16 protein-coding genes are annotated in these 18,892 nt (G+C 72.2%); 11 read left to right on the top strand and 5 right to left on the bottom strand.

Annotated elements, in window-relative coordinates:
* Positions 1 to 22 precede the first annotated feature (22 nt).
* Positions 23 to 1,264 (top strand): GNAT family N-acetyltransferase, encoded by a 1,242-nt coding sequence (locus tag ACGFSH_RS01835; protein ID WP_393343953.1) that lies wholly within the window; start codon positions 23 to 25, stop codon positions 1,262 to 1,264.
* 81 nt (positions 1,265 to 1,345) lie between these two features.
* Here the strand turns inward: ACGFSH_RS01835 and ACGFSH_RS01830 are convergent, their stop codons facing one another.
* Complete coding sequence (locus ACGFSH_RS01830) at positions 1,346 to 2,152, bottom strand: Fpg/Nei family DNA glycosylase (protein ID WP_393343951.1); 807 nt, start codon at positions 2,150 to 2,152, stop codon at positions 1,346 to 1,348.
* Positions 2,153 to 2,261: 109 nt separating this feature from the next.
* Entirely contained in the window at positions 2,262 to 2,747 is a 486-nt protein-coding gene (locus tag ACGFSH_RS01825) for a ribose-5-phosphate isomerase (protein ID WP_329409895.1), read from the bottom strand.
* 216 nt (positions 2,748 to 2,963) lie between these two features.
* Between ACGFSH_RS01825 and ACGFSH_RS01820 the strand changes: the two genes are divergently transcribed.
* Positions 2,964 to 4,460 carry an amino acid permease gene (locus ACGFSH_RS01820; protein WP_393343948.1) on the top strand — a complete coding sequence of 499 codons (1,497 nt, stop codon included), beginning with the start codon at positions 2,964 to 2,966 and terminating at the stop codon, positions 4,458 to 4,460.
* An 82-nt stretch (positions 4,461 to 4,542) separates the two neighbouring features.
* On the opposite strand, the gene ACGFSH_RS01815 is transcribed toward ACGFSH_RS01820, so the two are convergent.
* The gene (locus ACGFSH_RS01815; protein WP_393343946.1) at positions 4,543 to 6,495 is read right to left on the bottom strand and encodes a serine/threonine-protein kinase; all 1,953 of its coding nucleotides are present in this window, start codon (positions 6,493 to 6,495) and stop codon (positions 4,543 to 4,545) included.
* A gap of 156 nt (positions 6,496 to 6,651) precedes the next feature.
* Between ACGFSH_RS01815 and ACGFSH_RS01810 the strand changes: the two genes are divergently transcribed.
* Complete coding sequence (locus ACGFSH_RS01810) at positions 6,652 to 7,383, top strand: LPXTG cell wall anchor domain-containing protein (RefSeq protein ID WP_393343944.1); 732 nt, start codon at positions 6,652 to 6,654, stop codon at positions 7,381 to 7,383.
* An 89-nt stretch (positions 7,384 to 7,472) separates the two neighbouring features.
* Here the strand turns inward: ACGFSH_RS01810 and ACGFSH_RS01805 are convergent, their stop codons facing one another.
* The gene (locus ACGFSH_RS01805; protein WP_393343942.1) at positions 7,473 to 8,081 is read right to left on the bottom strand and encodes a biotin transporter BioY; all 609 of its coding nucleotides are present in this window, start codon (positions 8,079 to 8,081) and stop codon (positions 7,473 to 7,475) included.
* A 290-nt stretch (positions 8,082 to 8,371) separates the two neighbouring features.
* Here ACGFSH_RS01805 and ACGFSH_RS01800 point away from each other — a divergent pair, with 290 nt between their 5' ends.
* From ACGFSH_RS01800 to ACGFSH_RS01770, 7 genes are all read left to right on the top strand, one after another.
* Positions 8,372 to 8,464 (top strand): putative leader peptide, encoded by a 93-nt coding sequence (locus ACGFSH_RS01800; RefSeq protein WP_393343940.1) that lies wholly within the window; start codon positions 8,372 to 8,374, stop codon positions 8,462 to 8,464.
* 85 nt (positions 8,465 to 8,549) lie between these two features.
* Positions 8,550 to 9,764, top strand: coding sequence for an ROK family protein (locus ACGFSH_RS01795; RefSeq protein WP_393343938.1), 1,215 nt, complete (start codon positions 8,550 to 8,552; stop codon positions 9,762 to 9,764).
* Between the two features lie 351 nt (positions 9,765 to 10,115).
* Positions 10,116 to 11,186: an ABC transporter substrate-binding protein gene (locus ACGFSH_RS01790; RefSeq protein WP_393343936.1), complete on the top strand. Its 1,071-nt coding sequence runs from the start codon at positions 10,116 to 10,118 to the stop codon at positions 11,184 to 11,186.
* Positions 11,187 to 11,191: 5 nt separating this feature from the next.
* Positions 11,192 to 12,148: an ABC transporter permease gene (locus ACGFSH_RS01785; protein ID WP_393343934.1), complete on the top strand. Its 957-nt coding sequence runs from the start codon at positions 11,192 to 11,194 to the stop codon at positions 12,146 to 12,148.
* Positions 12,124 to 12,861, top strand: a complete 738-nt coding sequence (locus ACGFSH_RS01780; protein WP_393343932.1) for an ABC transporter ATP-binding protein — start codon at positions 12,124 to 12,126, stop codon at positions 12,859 to 12,861. The genes ACGFSH_RS01785 and ACGFSH_RS01780 overlap by 25 nt, the downstream gene beginning before the upstream one ends.
* A 92-nt stretch (positions 12,862 to 12,953) precedes the next feature.
* Positions 12,954 to 14,294 carry an LLM class flavin-dependent oxidoreductase gene (locus ACGFSH_RS01775; protein WP_393343930.1) on the top strand — a complete coding sequence of 447 codons (1,341 nt, stop codon included), beginning with the start codon at positions 12,954 to 12,956 and terminating at the stop codon, positions 14,292 to 14,294.
* A gap of 12 nt (positions 14,295 to 14,306) precedes the next feature.
* Positions 14,307 to 15,197, top strand: coding sequence for a TauD/TfdA dioxygenase family protein (locus tag ACGFSH_RS01770; RefSeq protein WP_393343928.1), 891 nt, complete (start codon positions 14,307 to 14,309; stop codon positions 15,195 to 15,197).
* 269 nt (positions 15,198 to 15,466) lie between these two features.
* On the opposite strand, the gene ACGFSH_RS01765 is transcribed toward ACGFSH_RS01770, so the two are convergent.
* Complete coding sequence (locus ACGFSH_RS01765) at positions 15,467 to 16,111, bottom strand: disulfide bond formation protein DsbA (RefSeq protein ID WP_329409920.1); 645 nt, start codon at positions 16,109 to 16,111, stop codon at positions 15,467 to 15,469.
* A 170-nt stretch (positions 16,112 to 16,281) separates the two neighbouring features.
* Between ACGFSH_RS01765 and pepN the strand changes: the two genes are divergently transcribed.
* Positions 16,282 to 18,873 carry an aminopeptidase N gene (gene pepN / locus ACGFSH_RS01760; RefSeq protein ID WP_393343925.1) on the top strand — a complete coding sequence of 864 codons (2,592 nt, stop codon included), beginning with the start codon at positions 16,282 to 16,284 and terminating at the stop codon, positions 18,871 to 18,873.
* Positions 18,874 to 18,892: the final 19 nt, after the last annotated feature.

Below are 18,892 nucleotides of genomic sequence, written 5' to 3'. Positions count from 1 at the left end.
CGGGGCTGCTAGGCATGAGGTCATGACGAGCGAGGCGGCAGGGCGGATGCGGAACCTGCGACGGGACGAATGGGACGAGTGGTACGGCACTCTCCTGCGGGCCTTCGGCGGGGTCGCGGAGGCGGCCGAGGAGCGGGAGCTGTTCCGGGAGCTCACCCCGTACGAACGGTCCCTGGGCGTGTGGGACGGCGACGCGTGCGTGGGGACTGCGGGGGCCTACGACTTCAGGATGACGGTGCCCGGCGGGGCGGCGGTGCCGGCGGCGGGCGTGACGATGGTCTCGGTGAGCGCGACGCACCGGCGGCGCGGGATGCTGACGTCGATGATGCGCCGGCAGCTGGACGACGTGCGGGCGTGGGGCGAGCCGCTGGCGGCGCTCACCGCGTCCGACCCGGCGATCTACGGCCGGTTCGGGTACGCCGCGGCGTCGTTCGCCCTGCATGCCGAGATCGACACCGTCCGGGTGGGGCTGTCCGTCCCGGCCGGCACGGACGACGTGCGGGTGCGGTACGCCGACCCCGGCGCCGAACTCGCCGCGTGCGAGCGCGTGTACGCGCGGACCGTGCCCGGCCGGCCGGGGATGCTGGCGCGGCGGCCGGGCTGGGAGCGGCTGGGGCTGCTCGACCCGGAGGGCGAGCGGGGCGGCGCGTCGCCGTTGCAGTGCGTGCTCGCCGAGCGCGACGGCGAGGTCACCGGGTACGCCCGCTTCCGGGTGCTGCCGCGGTGGACGGACAGCGGGCACGACGGGCAGGTGCAGGTGCAGGATCTGGCCGGGGTGGACGCTTTGTCCCGGGCGGCGTTGTGGCGGTTCCTGTTCGGGATCGACCTCACCACGTCGCTGAGGCTGCGGGGCCGGCCCGTGGACGAGGGATGGCGGCATCTCGTCTCCGACGTCCGCAGGTGCGCACTGCAGGTGAAGGACTCGCTGTACGTGCGGCTGGTGGACGTCGGCGCGGCGCTGGAGGCACGCACGTACCAGTCGCCGGTGGATGTGGTTTTGGACGTGGAGGACGCCTTCTGCCCCTGGAACACCGGGCGTTGGCGGCTGAGCGGCGACGCCAAGGGCGCGGTCTGCGCGCCCACCGCGGATGCGCCCGATCTCGCGCTCTCGGTGCGGGAGTTGGGGGCGGCGTACCTCGGCGGGGTGGGCCTCGCCGCACTGGCGGAGGCCGGCCGGGTGCGCGAACTGCGTTCGGGGGCGCTGGCGGAGGCGGCGGTGGCCTTCGGGTCGGCGTCGGCGCCCTGGCTCCCCCACAACTTCTAGACCGGCCTTCCGGCGGGGACCGGCCCTCGTCGGGCCCCTGGGGGCGGGGGTCTTGAGGCGCCTCCGAGACCGCCGGGTGGTTCAGTTCTTCTGGCAGGTGGGGCACCAGAAGAGGTTGCGGGCGGCGAGGCCGGCGGTGCGGACGGTGTCGCCGCAGAGGTGGCAGGGCTGGTGCGTGCGGCGGTAGACGTACACCTCGCCGCCGTGGTCGTCGACGCGGGGCGGGCGGCCCATCGCCTGCGGGGTGTGCTCCGGGCGGACCGTGTCGATGCGGTTGTGGCGGACGCCCTCGCGCATGAGGGCCACGAGGTCGGTCCAGATCGCTTCCCACTCGGCGGGGGTGACGGTGCGGCCCGCGCGGTAGGGGTCGATGCCGTGCCGGAAGAGGACCTCGGCGCGGTAGACGTTGCCGACGCCGGCGACGACCTTCTGGTCCATGAGGAGCGCGGCGATCGTCGTACGGCTGCGGGAGACGCGGGCGTAGGCGCGTCTCGGGTCGGCGTCGGCGCGCAGCGGGTCCGGGCCGAGTCGGGCGTGCACGGCCTGCTTCTCGGCGTCCGCTATGAGGGCGCAGGTCGTGGGGCCCCGGAGGTCCACGTAGGAGGTGGGGTCGGCCAGGCGCAGGCGCACCGTGTCGGTGGGCGGGGGCGCCGGCGCGTCGCCGAAGGCGACCTTGCCGAAGAGGCCGAGGTGGATGTGGATCCACCGCTCGCCGCCGAAGCCGAGGAAGAGGTGCTTGCCGTGCGCCTCGGTGCGGGTGAGCGGGCCGCCGGTGAGGAGGGCGGCGGCGTCGGCGAACCTGCCCTGGGGGCTGGTCACCTGGAGGGGGCGGCCGGCGAAACGGGCGTAGTCCTGTGCCAGCCGGTGGATGGTGTGCCCTTCTGGCACCGGCGCGTTCCTTTCCTGACCGCCGCCCCGGCCCGTCGGGCGGATGGGCGGACGGCTCCGGGTCCGGGCTCCGGCCGCCGCGCGGGGCGGCCGGAGCATGGGTTCCGGGTTACTGCTGGGGGTGGTGGGCGGGGATCTCGGGGAGGTCGCCCGTGGTCTCGTACGCCGAGAGCATGTCGATGCGGCGGATGTGCCGCTCGTCCTCGGAGAACGGGGTGGCCAGGAACGTCTCGACGAACTTGGTCACCTCGTCCTGGGTGTGCATGCGGGCGCCGACCGCGACGACGTTGGCGTTGTTGTGCTGGCGGCCGAGGGATGCGGTCTCCTCGCTCCAGGCGAGGGCGGCACGGACGCCCTTCACCTTGTTGGCCGCGATCTGCTCGCCGTTGCCGGAGCCGCCGATGACGATGCCGAGGGCCTCGGGGTCCGCGGCCGTCCGCTCCGCGGCGCGGAGGCAGAACGGCGGGTAGTCGTCCTGGGCGTCGTAGATGTGCGGCCCGCAGTCGACCGGGTCGTGGCCCGCCGCCCTGAGCCATTCGACGAGGTGATTCTTGAGTTCGAAGCCGGCATGGTCCGAGCCGAGATACACGCGCATGGGATGAGTGTGACACGCGCGGCGCGGGGTAGCAGCGCCGGGTGCCGCGTCCGAAAAGCCCGCACAAGTCCATGGAACCTCAGGAAAACCTCAAGTAACGATTCCGAATCAGAGGTTCCCGAATTCATTCACCTCCGATTCACTGGACCGGCTCGTACGCTTCCCCCACGCACGACGCACCAGAATCCCCACGCGGCGCAAAGGAAGACCCTCCCCATGACTTCGCAGCCGACCCTCTCCAAGGCCGAACACGGTCCTGGAGCGCCCGGAGAGAACGGTTCCGGGCTCCAGGCAGGTCTCAAGAACCGGCATCTGTCGATGATCGCCATCGGCGGTGTCATCGGCGCGGGACTGTTCGTCGGATCCAGCTCCGGCATCGCCACCGCCGGACCGGGCATCCTGCTGTCCTACGCTCTCGTCGGCACGCTCGTGGTGCTGGTGATGCGCATGCTCGGGGAGATGTCCGCCGCCAATCCGACCTCCGGCTCGTTCTCCGCGCACGCCGACCGGGCGCTCGGCCGCTGGGCCGGGTTCTCCATCGGCTGGCTGTACTGGTTCTTCTGGGTCGTCGTGCTCGCGGTGGAGGCCACCGCAGGGGCGAAGATCCTCGAAGGGTGGATCCCCGCCGTACCGCAATGGGGCTGGGCCCTCATCGTGATGGTGGTGCTGACGGCCACCAACCTCGTCTCGGTCGGCTCCTACGGCGAGTTCGAGTTCTGGTTCGCGGGCATCAAGGTCGTCGCCATCGGCGCGTTCATCGTCGTGGGCGCGCTCGCCGTCGCCGGTGTGCTGCCCGGCGCCGACAGCGACAAGGCGGGACTGGGCAACCTCACCGACCACGGCGGCTTCCTGCCCAACGGGCCGGGCGCCATCCTCACCGGCGTGCTGCTCGTCGTCTTCTCCTTCATGGGCAGCGAGATCGCGACCCTGGCGGCCGGCGAGTCCGAGAACCCGCAGCGCGCCGTGACGAAGTCGACCAACAGCATCATCTGGCGGATCGGCGTCTTCTACCTCGGCTCGATCTTCATCGTCGTCACGCTGCTGCCGTGGAACGACCCGTCCATCAAGGACCAGGGCTCCTACGTCGCCGCGCTGAACTCGCTGGGCATCGCGCACGCCGGCCAGATCATGAACTTCATCGTCCTGACGTCGGTGCTGTCCTGCCTCAACTCCGGTCTCTACACGGCCTCCCGCATGGCCTTCTCGCTCGGCGAGCGGGGCGACGCGCCCAAGGCCTTCGCCCGGACGACGAGCCGGGGCGTCCCGCTCGCGGCGATCGTCTCCTCCGTGGTGTTCGGGTTCGTGGCGGTCTTCTTCAACTACCGGTTCCCGGACTCCGTCTTCCTCTTCCTCGTGAACTCCAGCGGGGCCGTGGCCCTGTTCGTCTGGCTGGTCATCTGCTTCTCGCAGCTGCGGATGCGCAAGATCATCCAGGCGGAGGCGCCGGAGAGGCTGGTCGTGAAGATGTGGCTGTACCCGTACCTGACGTGGGCCACCGCCGCGCTGATCGTCTTCGTCCTCGGCTACATGCTGACCGACACCGAGGGCGAGAGCAGCGGGCGGACGACGGTGCTGCTGTCGCTCCTCGTCGCGGCGGTCGTGGTGGCCATCGCCTTCGTGCGGCAGTGGGACGCCCGCCGCAAGGGCCGCACGGATTCCCTCGCCGCCACCGCCGGCGCCGGGCCCGAGGCTCCGGTGGAGACCAAGGTCTGAGGTCCTGGCCGCCCGGACCGGGCGAACGGCCGAGGGGAGGAAGCCCGCAGAAGCGGGCTTCCTCCCCTCGGCCGTTCCCGGCTCAGGTCACCGTGAAGCCGGCCTTGACCTTGTCGTAGGTCCGCAGGGCGGCCGCCTCGACGCCGGGCTGGTACCAGGTGTTGACCTGGTACGACTTCCCGTTCTCGTCGAAGCCGAGGAGCCGGGCGTGCCAGGGGGTGCCCTTCAGGGTGAAGGTGTACTCCCAGACGACCGCACGCAGACCCCGGAACGTCGTCTCCTCCAGGCGGATCTTGCGGTAGTCGCGGCCCGCGCGGGCGCTCTGCTCGGAGGTCCGCCAGGTGTCCATCAGGTCCCCGCGGGCGAGGGAGGACTTGGCGACCAGCTCCTGGAGGCCGTCCGGGGACGTGTAGTGCACCTCGGCCCCCGTCTTCACGTCGCGTCGCCAGCCCCGGGGCGTCGCCCAGGCGAAGCCGCCCGCCTCCTGGTGCGCGCCCGGGGGCAGACTCGGCGGCCTGAAGGTCCCCTCGACCGTCGGGGACGCGGAGGGGGCTGCGCCGGTGGCCGCGGCGCCGCCGGCCGCCGAACCGCCGACCGGGGCTCCGCCCGCCGCGGAGGGCCCGGGCGAGGCGCCCGCGGTCCGCCCGCCGCCGTCGTGCGCACCGGGATCCGTCGCCAGCAGGACGGCCGTGACCGCTCCGGCGACGACGAGGACGACGGCCGCGACGACGGTGACGAGGGCGCCGGAGGCCCGGCGGCCGGGGCGGGCCGGCGCGGGACTTCCGGGGGTCTGCGGGACCGGCCCGCGGGAGTCGAGCAGCGTGCTGGTGGGCGGTTCTCCCGCCGGCGGCACCGGTGGAGGTGGTTGCGGATGAGGGTGCGGGAGCTGTGGTGCGGGCCGCGGTGGCACCCTCAGCGTCGGAACCGGGGCCGGGACCGGGGTCGGTGTCGGCACCGGGACCGGGCCGGGAGGCGGGGGCTGGGGCTGGGGCTGTGGAGGGGGCGATGTCGGCGTGAGGGCGGGCGTCGGGGAGGGGGGTGGCGTCGGGGGTGGTGCGGGAGGCGGGAAGGCTATGGGTGCGAGGACGGCTTCCAGATCCGTGAGGGTGGGGCGGGCGGCGGGGTCCTTGAGCAGCAGCGCGGCGAGGACGGCGTGCAACGGCCCCGCCTCCGGCGGGAGCCGGGGCTCCTCGTAGAGCACGGCGTGCAGGGTGGCCAGGGTGCCGTTCCGGGCGAACGGGGAGTTGCCGGCCAGGGCGGCGCACAGCGTCGCACCCAGGGACCACACGTCCGAGGGCGGCCCCTGCGGTCGGCCGGAGACGCGCTCGGGGGCCATGTAGTCGGGGGAGCCGACCAGCATGCCGACCATGGTCAGCGCCTTGGCGTCCTGGATCGCGGCGATGCCGAAGTCGGTGAGCACCACCCGCCGTTCACCGCTCCCCCGCCGGTCGCCGGGCTCCCGTCCGTCGCCTTGTCCGCCGCCCTCGCCCGCGCGGGGGCCGTCGTCCCCCAGCCGCTCCCCCGCTCCCCGGCCGCCGTGCTCGACCAGGACGTTGCCGGGTTTGATGTCCCGGTGCAGCACGCCCCTCGCGTGCACCTCGCGCAGCGCGGTGACCAGCCCGAGGCCGATGCGGGCGGTCTCACGCGGGTCCAGCGGGCCGTCCTCGGCCATGATCTGTTCGAGGGAGCGGCCGGCGACCAACTCCATGACGATCCAGAGGCGTTCGCCCTCGTCCACGACGTCGTAGACGCGCACCACGTGCGGATGGTCGATGCGGGCGGTCGCCCTGGCCTCGCGCAGGGTGCGTTCACGGCGGGTGCGGGTGTCCTCCGAGCCCATGCCGTCGATGCGCATCTCCTTCACCGCGACCGGCCGGTCGAGCACCTCGTCGACGGCCCGCCACACGCGCCCCATTCCCCCCTGGCCGATACTCTCGACCAGCCGGTAGCGCCTCGCCACCAGCAACCCGGGAAAACCGCCGCTCCCTGAATCACCGGCACTCCCCGGAATTTCCGGTGTTCCCGGATTCCCCATGTCTCCCGAATTCCCCGGCAATCCGCTGCACCCCCGCCGTCGTCCGGACTCAGAAACACAATAGTCACACTTAGTGCCGTACCAGCATAGTGCGGAGAAATCTTGTGGTACCTCTTCGAGTACTGCGAATTCAGGCGCAGCAAAAGGGGGCCGAACATGAGTTCACGTCGTACGAAGAGCGTGGCCGCACCGCTGGTCGCGGCATCGTTCTCGGCGGTGTTGATCCTTTCCTTCCCTGCCGGGGCGGACGACCAGGGGCCGGGCAGCGACAAGGGGGGAAAGCCGGTCGACGCGGCGCCCGCGGGCGTGCGGACGACCACGACACTGCCGGAGAGGATCTCGGTCGACAACGAATCCGGGAAGACGGCGATCACCGCGACGGTGAAGAACGGGGGAACCAAGGACAGCGGGCCCATACGTCTTCTGGTCGTCGGTTTCGACGGGCTGACGGTCAAAAGCGTGCAGGGATGCGACGCGATCGCGAAAAAGGACCTTCCGGCGGGGTCGAACAGTGGTTTCTCGTGCCCCGTCGGCCCTCTCGCGGCCGGTGCGTCGAAGTCGTACGCCGTCGACGCGACCTTCGATCTGAACAAGGCCGGGAAGATCTGCCTGCCGGTGCAGAGCAGTGACGGGAAGAAGACGTACTGGCAGCAGGGGCCGGTGCCGTTCGGCACGACGAACCCGTCGCCGAACGCGCCCGCCACCCCGCTGCTGCTCGGCACCGACAACGCGCCCGCGGCTCCGGGCGGGGACGAACTGCCGAAGACCGGCGTCGGACGGGACGTGGTCCCGTTGGGCGCGGCGGGCGCCTCGCTGCTCGCGGCGGGCGCGGCCGGACTGTGGTGGTCCCGCCGGCGGCCCGCGCCCCGTGAGGCACAGGGGGCATGACGCGCCGAAGGCGTGACCCGACGGACGTCGTCGGATCACGCCTCCTCGCCGGCCCGCGCCGGACGGCGGCCCCGGCGGCCGCCTGACGGTCAGCGCCGGACGAGCTTCCAGGCGGTGGGCAGCAGGCCCATCGCCAGGGCCGCCTTGAGGGCGTCGCCGATCAGGAAGGGGGTGAGGCCGGCCGCGACGGCGGCGGAGGCGGAGAGGTCGGCCGCGTAGGCCAGGTACGGGACGCCGACGGCGTAGATGACCGCCTCGCCCAGCAGCATCGTGCCCGCCATGCGCAGCACGGAGCGGTCGGCGCCGCGCCGGGCCAGGGCGCCCACGACGGCGGTCGCGAGGATCATGCCGAGGATGTAGCCGAAGGAGACGCCGATGCCCGAGGCGCCGTCGGCGAACCACGGCACGCCCGCGAGTCCGGCGAGCGCGTACACGGCGAGCGAGGAGGCGCCGCGGCGGGCGCCCAGGGTCGTGCCGACGAGCAGCGCGGCGAAGGTCTGGCCGGTCACCGGGACCGGGGTGCCCGGGACCGGGACCGCGATCTGGGCGGCGAGGCCGGTCAGCGCGGCGCCGCCGAGCACGAGCGCGGCGTCCCGGACACGGGCGGCGCCGGCCCCGCCCACGCGCAGCGTGGGGGAAGGGAGCAGGTCGGCGAGGACCTGTCCGGGGCGGGAGGGGGTGACGGCGGCCGTGCTCATGGGGACTCCGCGGAGGTCGTACGGATCGGGACACGGCGACGCTATCCCAGCGGGGTCCGCGTGATCACCGTCAGCGGTCGACAAACGGTCCGGTCGGGCCTTGGTGGGCTTCGGACAAAGCTTGGGGGTTACACCCGGTCCGGGGTGACGCCGGTCACTGAGGTGGGGTGCTGCGGACTACGCGGGCCCGGCGGAGGCCGTCTGTAGGGTTCCGCCAACTCGCGTGGGCGGCCGTCTCGCCCGTCGGTCGCCGTCTGGGCAGGACCGGTCCTCGCTGCTAGCTTCGAGCCATGGTTGCCCGGGCCCAGGCTCTGAACTTCTCGTCGCGTCGCCATGTCGACCTGCGACGGGTGAGCACTGCCGTCTGTCGCCCCGCGGTGTGAGGCGGGCGGAGCCGGTCATCCGGCGCGCCGCGCCCCGCAGACGGCGCAGTGTCGGACCGGCTCCTGATTTCCGAGGAAGTTCCCCATGCCTCGTACCGCGGCTCCCCCCGCCCTGGTCTCCCCTCTCACCCGCGTCGCCGACAGCGACCGCCGGCGTACCAGCGCCAGCGTGATCCTGCGGTCCGTGCTGGAGCACGGGCCGGTGGCGCGCTCCACCATCGCCCGGCTGACGGGGCTGTCCCCCGCGTCGGTCACCGATCACTGCGCCCGACTGGCCCGCGCCGGGCTGCTGCGGGAGGCGGACGCGCCCCGGCGCAGCAACGGAGTGGGCCGCCCGCACGTTCCCGTGGACCTGGACGACTCCCGGTTCGTGGTGGGCGGCGTCCATGTGGCGGCGTCCTTCACGACCGTCTCCCTGCTGGACCTGCGCGGACGGGTGGTGGCGCGGCGGAGGTCGGGGCATCGCGGTCTCGAACCGTCGACGGTGCTGGCGCGGGCGGGCGACGGGCTGGCCGCGCTGCTGGACGAGACCCCGGGCCGCCGCCCGCTGGCGCTGGGAGTGGCCGCGGGCGGGTGGGTGGACCGGGACTCGGGGACCGTCGTCGAGCATCCGCTGCTGGGCTGGCGGGACGTGCCGGTGCGTGAGGCGATGAGCGCCCGCACCGGGCTGCCGGTCCATGTCGACGGTCATGCGCGGGCGCTGGTCAACGCGGAGCGGTTGTTCGGACGGGCCCGCGGCAGCCGCAGCGTGCTGCACCTGTTCGTCGGGAATCTGGTCGACGCGGCCTTCGCCACGCATGACGAGGTGCATCACGGGCCGCGTTCCCAGGCCGGGTCGATCGCCCATCTGCCGTTGCCCGGCGGCACGCGCCGCTGCGACTGCGGCCGGACCGGCTGCCTCCAGGCGGAGCTGGGCGAGCGGACGCTGTGCCGGCGGGCCCGGGAGGCGGGGGTGGGCGACGGCGTGGACCCGATGCACGTGGTGGCCGCCGCGGACGCCGGGCACCCGGTGGCGGCACGGCTGCTGCGGGAGCGGGCGCGGATGGTGGGGCGGGCGGCCGGTCTGCTGCTGGACGTGCTCAATCCGGAGCGGGTGGTCGTCACGGAGGTGGGGGTGCTGTTCCGGGAGGACTGCCTGGCCGCGCTGCGCGAGGAGGTGGGAGCGCAGCGCGCGGCCGCCGTCTCGCCGAGCAGTTTCCCGGACTCGGTGGCGGCCGTGGCGGGCGGGGCGGTGGCGCTGGACGTGCTCTACCGCGACCCGCTGACCCTTTCCGCGGACGCCGTGCCCCTACCGACTTAATTCAGAAACTCCGAATGTTGACAGGGCTCGGGCCCGGACCGGAAAATCTTATCCATGAGCTGTCGCACTTTCTGTTGCTGACGCCCCGGTGCGCCGGGAGCGCGCCATTCTCCCCGCCCCTGCGCGGGTGAATTCCTCCCTTCGGCGATTTTCCTCTGCCGGCCCTTTCCGCATTCCGTCGCGCCCGTTCATGCCCTGTCGTCATGAACTGTCGTCATGACCTGTCGTCATGCCCCGGCGCGCCTCGCGCCGCCTCGTTGTGCCCGCCATGCCCGCCCTGTGTCTGCCGCAGCCGACACCTTTCTCCCGTTGCCGCTGCCAGGCTCTCTCCTTTTCCCCGGGGGTCCTCCCATGCCCGTTTCCCGCGCTACGTCCGGCGTCGACCGGCGTCTCTTCCTCACCTCCCTGCTCGGCGCCGCCGCGGGGGCCGTCGGGCTCAGCGGCTGCGCGCAGAGCAGCGCCGCCACCGGCGGCGAGGCCGCCCCGACCGCTCCGCTCGCCGCCCAGGTGCCCGCCGGCACGAGCCTGAAGATCGCCTCCTTCCAGGGTCAGCAGGAGTTGCAGCTCAAACTGGCGCATCTGCCCGATCTGCCCTTCAAGGTGTCGAGCTGGCTGAACATCGGGGCGGGTCCGGACGTCATCAACGCGTTCCGCGCGAAATCCCTGGACCTCGCCAACAACGCCGGCATCCCGCCGATCCAGGCGCATTACCAGGGCTTCGACGCGAAGATCGTCGCGATCAACATCACCCGCAGGCCGAACTACGTCTTCGCCACCAAGCCGGGCAGCGACATCCGTACCGTCGACGACTTCCGCGGAAAGAAGCTGGCGTTCTCCCAGGGCCAGGCCCAGGGCGTCGTCCTGCTGCGGGCGCTGAAGAAGGCCGGCCTGAAGTACGACGACGTGAAACTGGTCCCGCTGACCAGCAACCAGTTCCTCACGGCGCTTCAGTCGGGCCAGGTGGACATCGCCCCGCTCGGCAACACCCAGTCGCCGGCCTATCTCAAGCAGTACGGGTCCAAGGGGGCCCGTGTCATCACCACCGACGTCGTGGATCTGCTCAGCCTGCTGTGGGCGCCGGCATCCGTGCTGAACGACAGGGCGAAGGCGGCCGCCGTCGCCGCGTTCATCCCGCAGTGGGCGCAGGGCCTGGTGTGGAGCTACGAGAACCCCGACGCCTGGAACGAGGAGTTCTTCGTCAAGACGCAGAACCTGACCTCGGACCAGGCCAAGTCGATCACCGCCCTCGCCAACAAGCCGTTGTTCCCGCCGAGTTGGGACGAGGCCGTCAAGTGGGAGCAGGAGACCGCGGACCTGCTCGCGGAGGGCGGCTTCGTGAAGAGGTTCGACGTCGCCTCGCTCTTCGACCACCGCTTCGAGGGCATCGCCGCCAAGTCCGTGGCAGCCGAGTACCGGAGGTGACCGCCATGACCACCAGCACCGACACGAGCACCGGCACGGAGACCGGCAAGGACGCCGGGACGAGCGAGGACGCCAGGACGAACGAGGACGCCGGGACGAGCGGCGCGGCGGGCACGGCCTCGATCGGGGCTCCCGGCGCCGCCCCCGTGACGGCCGCCGACGCGCCCCGGGCCCGTCGCCGGCGCCGCCGCGGGCTGGCCCCCGGCAGGCCCTGGCCGGCCTCCCGGCTCGCCGGACCGCTGCTCCTGATCGCCCTGTGGGCCGCCGCCTCCGCCGCCGGGCGGCTGGACACGGGCGCGATCCCCGCCCCCTGGACGGTCGTGGAGACCGGCGTCCACCTGTGGACGGACGGGACGCTGACCACCGACGTCCTCACCTCGCTGGAGCGCGCCGGATACGGCTTCGCGATCGGTCTCGTCGCCGGTGTGGCGCTCGCGCTGCTCTCGGGGCTGACCCGCACCGGCGAGGCGCTGATCGACGGGACGGTGCAGCTCAACCGGGCGATCCCGACCCTCGGTCTGATCCCGCTGTTCATCCTCTGGCTGGGCATCGGCGAGACCTTCAAGACCGCGATCATCGCCATCGTCGTCTACATCCCGATCTACCTCAACACGCATGCCGCGCTGTCCGGCATCGACCACCGGTTCGTCGAACTCGCCGAGGTGCAGGGCCTGTCGAAGGTCCGCTTCATCCGGCAGATCGTGATCCCCGGCGCACTGCCCGGATTCTTCGTGGGACTCCGGCTCGGCGTCACCGGATCCTGGCTCGGCCTGGTCGTGCTGGAGCAGATCAACGCCACCAGCGGGCTCGGCTACATGATGTTCCAGGCGCAGAACTACGGCCAGTCGGACGTCATCCTGGTCGGTCTCCTCATCTACGGCGTCTTCGGTCTGATCTCCGACAGCGCGGTCCGTCTCATCGAACGGAGGGTGCTGTCGTGGCGCCGCACACTGAGCAACTGACCCGGCCCGCCGCCGTCCGGCTGCGCGGTCTGACCCGGTCCTTCGACGGACGCACCGTCCTGGACGGCATCGACCTGGACATCCCCGCGGGACAGTTCGTGGCCCTGCTCGGGCACAGCGGGTCCGGCAAGAGCACCCTGCTGCGGGCGGTCGCCGGCCTGGACCACGAGGTCACCGGGGACGGTGAGTTGACGGCCCCGGAGCGGGTGTCCGTCGTCTTCCAGGACTCCCGGCTGCTGCCCTGGCGGCGGGTGCTGGACAACGTGCTGCTCGGCCTGGACGGCAAGGAGGCCGCGCGCAGGGGCCGCGAGGCGCTCGCCGAGGTCGGTCTGAAAGGCCGCGAACGGGCCTGGCCCAACGAGCTGTCCGGAGGCGAGGCGCAGCGCGCGGCGCTCGCCCGCTCGCTGGTGCGCGAGCCCGAACTGCTGCTGGCCGACGAGCCGTTCGGGGCGCTGGACGCCCTGACCCGCATCAGGATGCACGCCCTGCTGCGGGTGCTGTGGGAGGCCCACCGGCCGTCCGTGCTGCTGGTCACGCACGACGTGGACGAGGCGATCGTGCTCGCCGATCGGGTCCTCGTCCTCGACCACGGGCGCATCGGGCTCGACCTCACCGTCGAGCGGCCGCACCCGCGCTCGTACCGGGACCCGCTGCTCGGCGAGTACCGCGAGCGGCTGCTGGCGGCGCTGGGCGTGACGACGGACGTCGCCTGACCCCGCCACCTCCCCTCTCTTTCTCGTCTCCTTCTCGTCTCCTTCTTCTCCCTCCCCCTCTCCCCGTACCTGTCCGAAGCGAAGGACACTCCATGCCCCGCCAGCTTCATCTGAACGCCTTCCTCATGAACACCGGTCACCACGAGGCCTCGTGGCGGCTGCCCGAGAGCGATCCGTACGCCCATGTGGAGTTGGACCACTACGTCCGGCTGGCCCGGACCGCCGAGCGCGGCGCCTTCGACTCCCTGTTCCTGGCCGACGGGCCGCAGCTGTGGAGCGACATCGCCCAGCGGCCGGCCGGCGCCCTGGAACCGCTCACCCTGCTGACCGCCCTGGCGACGGCCACCGAGCACATCGGCCTGATCGCCACCGCGTCCACCTCCTACAACTCCCCTTACAACCTAGCCCGCAAGTTCGCCTCGCTGGACATCATCAGCGGCGGCCGGGCGGGGTGGAACATCGTCACCACGGCGGGCGCGGAGGCCGCGCGCAACTTCGGTCTCGACGCCGAGCCCGCGCACGCCGAGCGCTACGCCCGTGCCGCCGAGTTCCTCGACGTGGCCCTCAAGCTCTGGGACAGCTGGGAGGACGACGCGATCGTCGCCGACAAGGCGGCCGGCGTCTGGGGCGACGACGGCAAGATCCACCCGCCCCGGCACCGGGGGACGTACTTCAGCGTCGAGGGCGCCCTCAACGTCCCGCGTTCGCCGCAGGGTTACCCGCTGCTGGTGCAGGCGGGGTCGAGCGAGGACGGCAAGGCGTTCGCCGCCCGGTACGCGGAGGCGGTGTTCACCGCGCAGCAGACTCTCGCCGATGCGCAGGCGTTCTACGCGGACATCAAGGCGCGGGCCGGGGCGCAGGGCCGCGACCCCGACCACCTCAAGGTGCTGCCCGGCATCGTGCCGGTGATCGGCTCGACGGAGGCGGAGGCGCGCGCCGCCGAACGCGTCCTGGAGGACCACATCGTGTACACGCACGGAGTGCGACGCCTGGAACAACTGCTTCAACTAGACGCAGGGACACTGGAGTTGGATGCCCGACTGCCCGCCGACCTGCCGTCCGAGGACGCCGTCGAGGGCGCCAAGAGCCGTTACACCCTGATCGTGGAGCTGGCCCGGCGCGAACGCCTCACGGTGCGGCAGCTGGTGGGCCGGCTCGGCGGCGGGCGCGGGCACCTGACCTTCGCCGGCACGCCCGAGCAGGTCGCCGACGCGATCGAGACCTGGTTCACCCAGGGCGCCGCCGACGGCTTCAACATCATGCCCGCGGTGCTGCCGTCCGGCCTCGACGCCTTCGTCGACCACGTCGTGCCGCTGCTGCGGGCCCGCGGTCTGCTGCGGACCGGATACGGGCCGCGCACGACCCTGCGCGAGAGGTACGGCCTGCCTCGCCCCGCCAACCAGTACGTCCGCCCGGCGCTCGCCACCGTCTGAAAGGACCCCGCCATGTCCCTCCACCTTCACAAGGTCACCGCGAACATCGGCGCCCGCGTCAGCGGCGTCGACCTCGCCCGGCCCCTCGACGAGGAGACCTCGTCCGCGCTGCGCGAGGCGCTCAACGTCCACAAGGCCCTCGTCTTCGACGACGTCCACCTCGACGACGAGGGGCAGCAGGCCTTCGTCCGCCACTTCGGCGACGTCACCACCGCCCATCCCACCGTGGCGGCCGTCGACGGCGCTCCGAACGTGCTGCCGGTCGACAGCGAGCAGGGCAGCGCCAACCACTGGCACACCGACGTGACGTTCGTCCTCAACCCGCCGCAGGCCAGCACGCTGCGCAGCATCACGGTCCCGCCGTACGGCGGCGAGACGCTGATCGCCAGTTCGGCGGCGGCCTACCGGCAGCTGCCGGAGCCCCTGCGGGCACTGGCGGACACGCTGTGGGCCGAGCACACCAACGACTACGACTACGCGGTGCCGGCGGAGGAGATCGACGAGAAGCGGGCCGCCCAGCGCGCCCGGTTCACGTCCATCAAGTTCCGCACCGTGCACCCGGTCGTGCGCGTCCACCCGCTCACGGGGGAACGCGGCCTGTTCATAGGCGGGTTCGCGCAGCGGATCGTGGGTCTGTCGGTGGGCGAGTCCCGCCGGATCCTGGACCTGTTGCAGTCCTACGTCACCCGGCCGGAGAACGTCCTGCGCCACCGCTGGTCGCAGAACCAGCTGGTGCTGTTCGACAACCGGATCACCCAGCACTACGCCGTCGACAACTACGACCGGCTGCCGCGCCTGCTGCACCGGGTGACCGCCGCCGGCGACGTCCCGGTCGGCGTCGAGGGGAAGGAGAGCTACTCCGTCGAGGGGGACGCGGCGCACTACACCTCCATAGCGGCGTAGCCGCGCGCCGTCCGGTCACCCGCGCCACGGGCGTACCGCCCGTCTCACCCCTTGGGCGAGCCGGCACCCGCCCGCCCACTTGCCGCCGGGACGCACTTGCAAGTAACTTGCAACAAGGCCGCCGGGCCGTCACGGTCCGCGCTGCCGCGTCCTGCCTCGTGATCGTCTTCTCACTTTCGCACCGGCGGACGGAACGAGGGAAGCCCCCGTGAGGACGTGACTCACGGGGGCTCTCCTCCGGCCGGCGGAACCACCCGCCGGCCGGGCTGTCACAGGTTGCTGAAGTCCGGGCCCTTGGTGCGGCTGCGCTTGATCTCGTAGAAGCCGGGAACCGACGCGACGGCGACCGTGCCGTCCCACAGACGGGCCGCCTCCTCGCCCTTGGGGGCCGGGGTGACCACCGGACCGAAGAACGCGATCTGCTCGCCGTCCGGGCCGGGCACGGCGATGACGGGCGTGCCGACGTCCTGGCCGACCTTCTCGATGCCCTCCTTGTGCGACGCGCGCAGCTCGGCGTCGAACTCGAAGTCCTTCTGCTCGGCGTAGTCGATCAGGTCGGCGGGCAGCCCGACGTCGGCGAGCGCGCCGGCGATGGCGCCCAGGGTGGGACCCTCGCCGTTGTTGTGGATGCGGGTGCCGAGCGCGGTGTAGAGCGGGCCGAGGACGTCCGCGCCGTGCTTCTGCGCGGCGGCCGCCACCACCCGGACCGGCTGCCACGCCTTGTTCTCCAGGAAGTCGCGGTACTCCTCGGGCAGCTCCGCGAGCCGGTCCTCGTTGAGGACGGCGAGGCTCATCAGATGCCAGCGGACCTCGATGTCACGGACCTTCTCCACTTCCAGCACCCAGCGCGACGTCATCCAGGCCCAGGGGCACGACGGGTCGAACCAGAAGTCGACGGGGGTCTTCTCCGGCATGTCTCTCCTCAGAGATCCTCAGCAGATAAGGCTTTCCCCACTGAACGCCGCCGCCCGTGCCGCGCATTCCCCGCTGGCGCGCATTCGCCTGCTGCCGCGTGTCAGGTGCGCATGGCAGGATCGCTCCTGTCCACAGCACATATGCGCCACGCAGTGAGGGAGTACCGCCCGTGCCCGGTGAGAACCTGTCCCGCGACGAGGCCCGGGAGCGGGCCGCCCTGCTGTCCGTCGACGGGTACGACGTGTCCCTCGACGTCCGCTCGGCGGTCGGCGACCAGGCAGCGGAGGCGGAGCCGCGCACCTTCCGGTCGGTCACCACCCTCCGCTTCCGCTGCAACGAGCCCGGCGCGTCCTCCTTCGCCGACCTCGTGGCGCCGGGTGTGACGGCGGTGTCCCTCAACGGCCGCGACCTCGACCCGGGCGAGGTCTTCGACGGCTCCCGGATCCTGCTGGAGGACCTGGCCGCGGAGAACGAGCTGATCGTCGACGCCCGTTGCGCCTACTCCCGCAGCGGGGAGGGCCTGCACCGCTTCGTCGACCCGGAGGACGGCGAGGTCTACCTCTACACGCAGTACGAGCCGGCCGACTCGCGCCGGGTGTTCGCCTGCTTCGAGCAGCCCGACCTGAAGGCCCCGTTCCGCTTCGAGGTGCGCGCGCCCGAGGAGTGGACGGTGTGGAGCAACGGCGCCGGCGACCGCGCGGACGGGGTCTGGCGGTTCGCGGAGACCAAGCCGATCTCCACCTACATCACCTGCGTGGTGGCCGGCCCTTACCACCATGTGACGGACGTCTACCGGCGCGACCTGGGCGACGGCACGACCCTGGAGATCCCGCTCGGCGCGATGTGCCGCAAGGGCCTGGCCCCGTACTTCGAGGCCGACGACATCTTCCTGATCACCAAGCAGGGCCTGGACTTCTTCCACGACCACTTCGACTACCCGTACCCCTTCGGCAAGTACGACCAGGCGTTCGTGCCCGAGTACAACCTCGGCGCGATGGAGAACCCGGGCCTGGTCACCTTCCGCGAGGAGTACGTCTTCCGCGGGAAGGTGACGCGCGCGTCCTACGAGGCGCGGGCGAACGTCATCCTGCACGAGATGGCCCACATGTGGTTCGGCGACCTGGTCACCATGGTGTGGTGGGACGACCTGTGGCTGAAGGAGTCCTTCGCGGACTTCATGGGCACGTTCGCGAACGTCGGCGCGACCCGCTTCTCCGACGCCTGGATCACCTTCGCCAACCGCCGCAAGGCCTGGGCCTACCGCGCCGACCAGCTCCCGTCCACGCACCCGATCACCGCCGACATCCGCGACCTCCAGGACGCCAAACTCAACTTCGACGGCATCACCTACGCCAAGGGCGCCAGCGTGCTCAAGCAGCTGGTGGCGTACGTCGGCCAGGACGCGTTCCTGGAGGGCGCGCGCCGCTACTTCAAGCGGCACGCCTACGGCAACACGCGCCTGGGCGACCTGCTGTCGGTGCTCGGGGAGACCAGCGGCCGGGACATGGCCGGCTGGGCTCGGTCCTGGCTCCAGACGGCGGGCGTGAACTCCCTGACCCCGCAGGTGCTGCTGGACCCGCGGGGCCGTGTCGACGAGCTGGCGGTGCTCCAGGAGGCGGCCGAATCACATCCCGAGCTGCGGCCGCACCGGGTGGCGATCGGCCTGTACCGCCTGGCGGGCGACCGGCTGGAGCGGTACGCGCGCGCGGAGGCGGACGTCGACGGCCCGCGCACGGTGATCGCGGAGCTGGCCGGGGAGCAGGCGCCCGACCTGGTGCTGGTCAACGACGACGACCTCACCTACTGCAAGATCCGGTTCGACGAGACCTCGCTGGCCACCCTGCGCGCGCACCTGGGCGGCCTGAGCGATCCGCTGGCCCGCGCGCTGTGCTGGTCGGCGCTGTGGAACCTGACGCGGGACGCCCTGCTGCCCGCGTCCGACTTCGTGGACCTCGTGACGCGTTTCGCGCACCGCGAGTCCGACATCGGCGTCCTGCAGATGCTGCACGCCTGGGCGGAGTCGGCGCTCGTGCACTACGCGCCCCGGGACTGGCGGCCCGCCGGCGAGCGGGCGCTGGCCCGGGTCGCCGAGCGCGATCTGCGGGCGGCCGAGCCGGGCAGCGGGCACCAGCTGGCCTGGGCGCGCTTCTTCGCGTCGGTCGCCTCGTCCGCGGCGGACCTGGACCTGCTGCGGAGCCTGCTGGACGGCACGACGAAGATCGACGGCCTGGAGGTGGACCAGGAGCTGCGCTGGGCGTTCCTGGAGCCGCTGACGGCGCACGGCGTGGTGGACGAGTCGGCGCTGGCGGCCGAACTGGCCCGCGACGACACCGCGTCCGGCAAACGCCACCAGGTCCGCTGTCTGGCCGCCCGCCCGTCGGCGGCCGTCAAGGCGCAGGCGTGGGCCCAGCTGATGGAGTCGGACACGCTGTCCAACGCGCTGACGGAGGCGACGATCGCGGGGTTCGCGCAGCCCTCGCAGCGCGAGTTGCTCGCGCCGTACGCGCCGAAGTACTTCGCGGCGATCGAGCGGATCTGGGCGGAGCGGTCCATCCAGAGCGCGATGAACGTGGTCAGGGGCCTGTTCCCGGCGCTCCAGGACTCGCCGCGGACGCTGGCGGCGACGGACGCCTGGCTGGCGGAGCACGAGTCGGCGGCCCCGGCGCTGCGGCGGCTGGTGCTGGAGGCACGGGACGACCTGGCGCGGTCGCTGCGGGCGCAGGCGTACGGCGCGGAGGCGGCGGCCGCCCCGAACGCCTGACCTTTGGCCATGAATTCCG

The organism is Streptomyces sp. NPDC048481 (genome assembly GCF_043200075.1).
Lineage (GTDB): Bacteria > Actinomycetota > Actinomycetes > Streptomycetales > Streptomycetaceae > Streptomyces.
The sequence above is the reverse complement of the archived record's forward strand: the minus strand, read 5'-3'. Positions and strand labels throughout refer to the sequence as shown.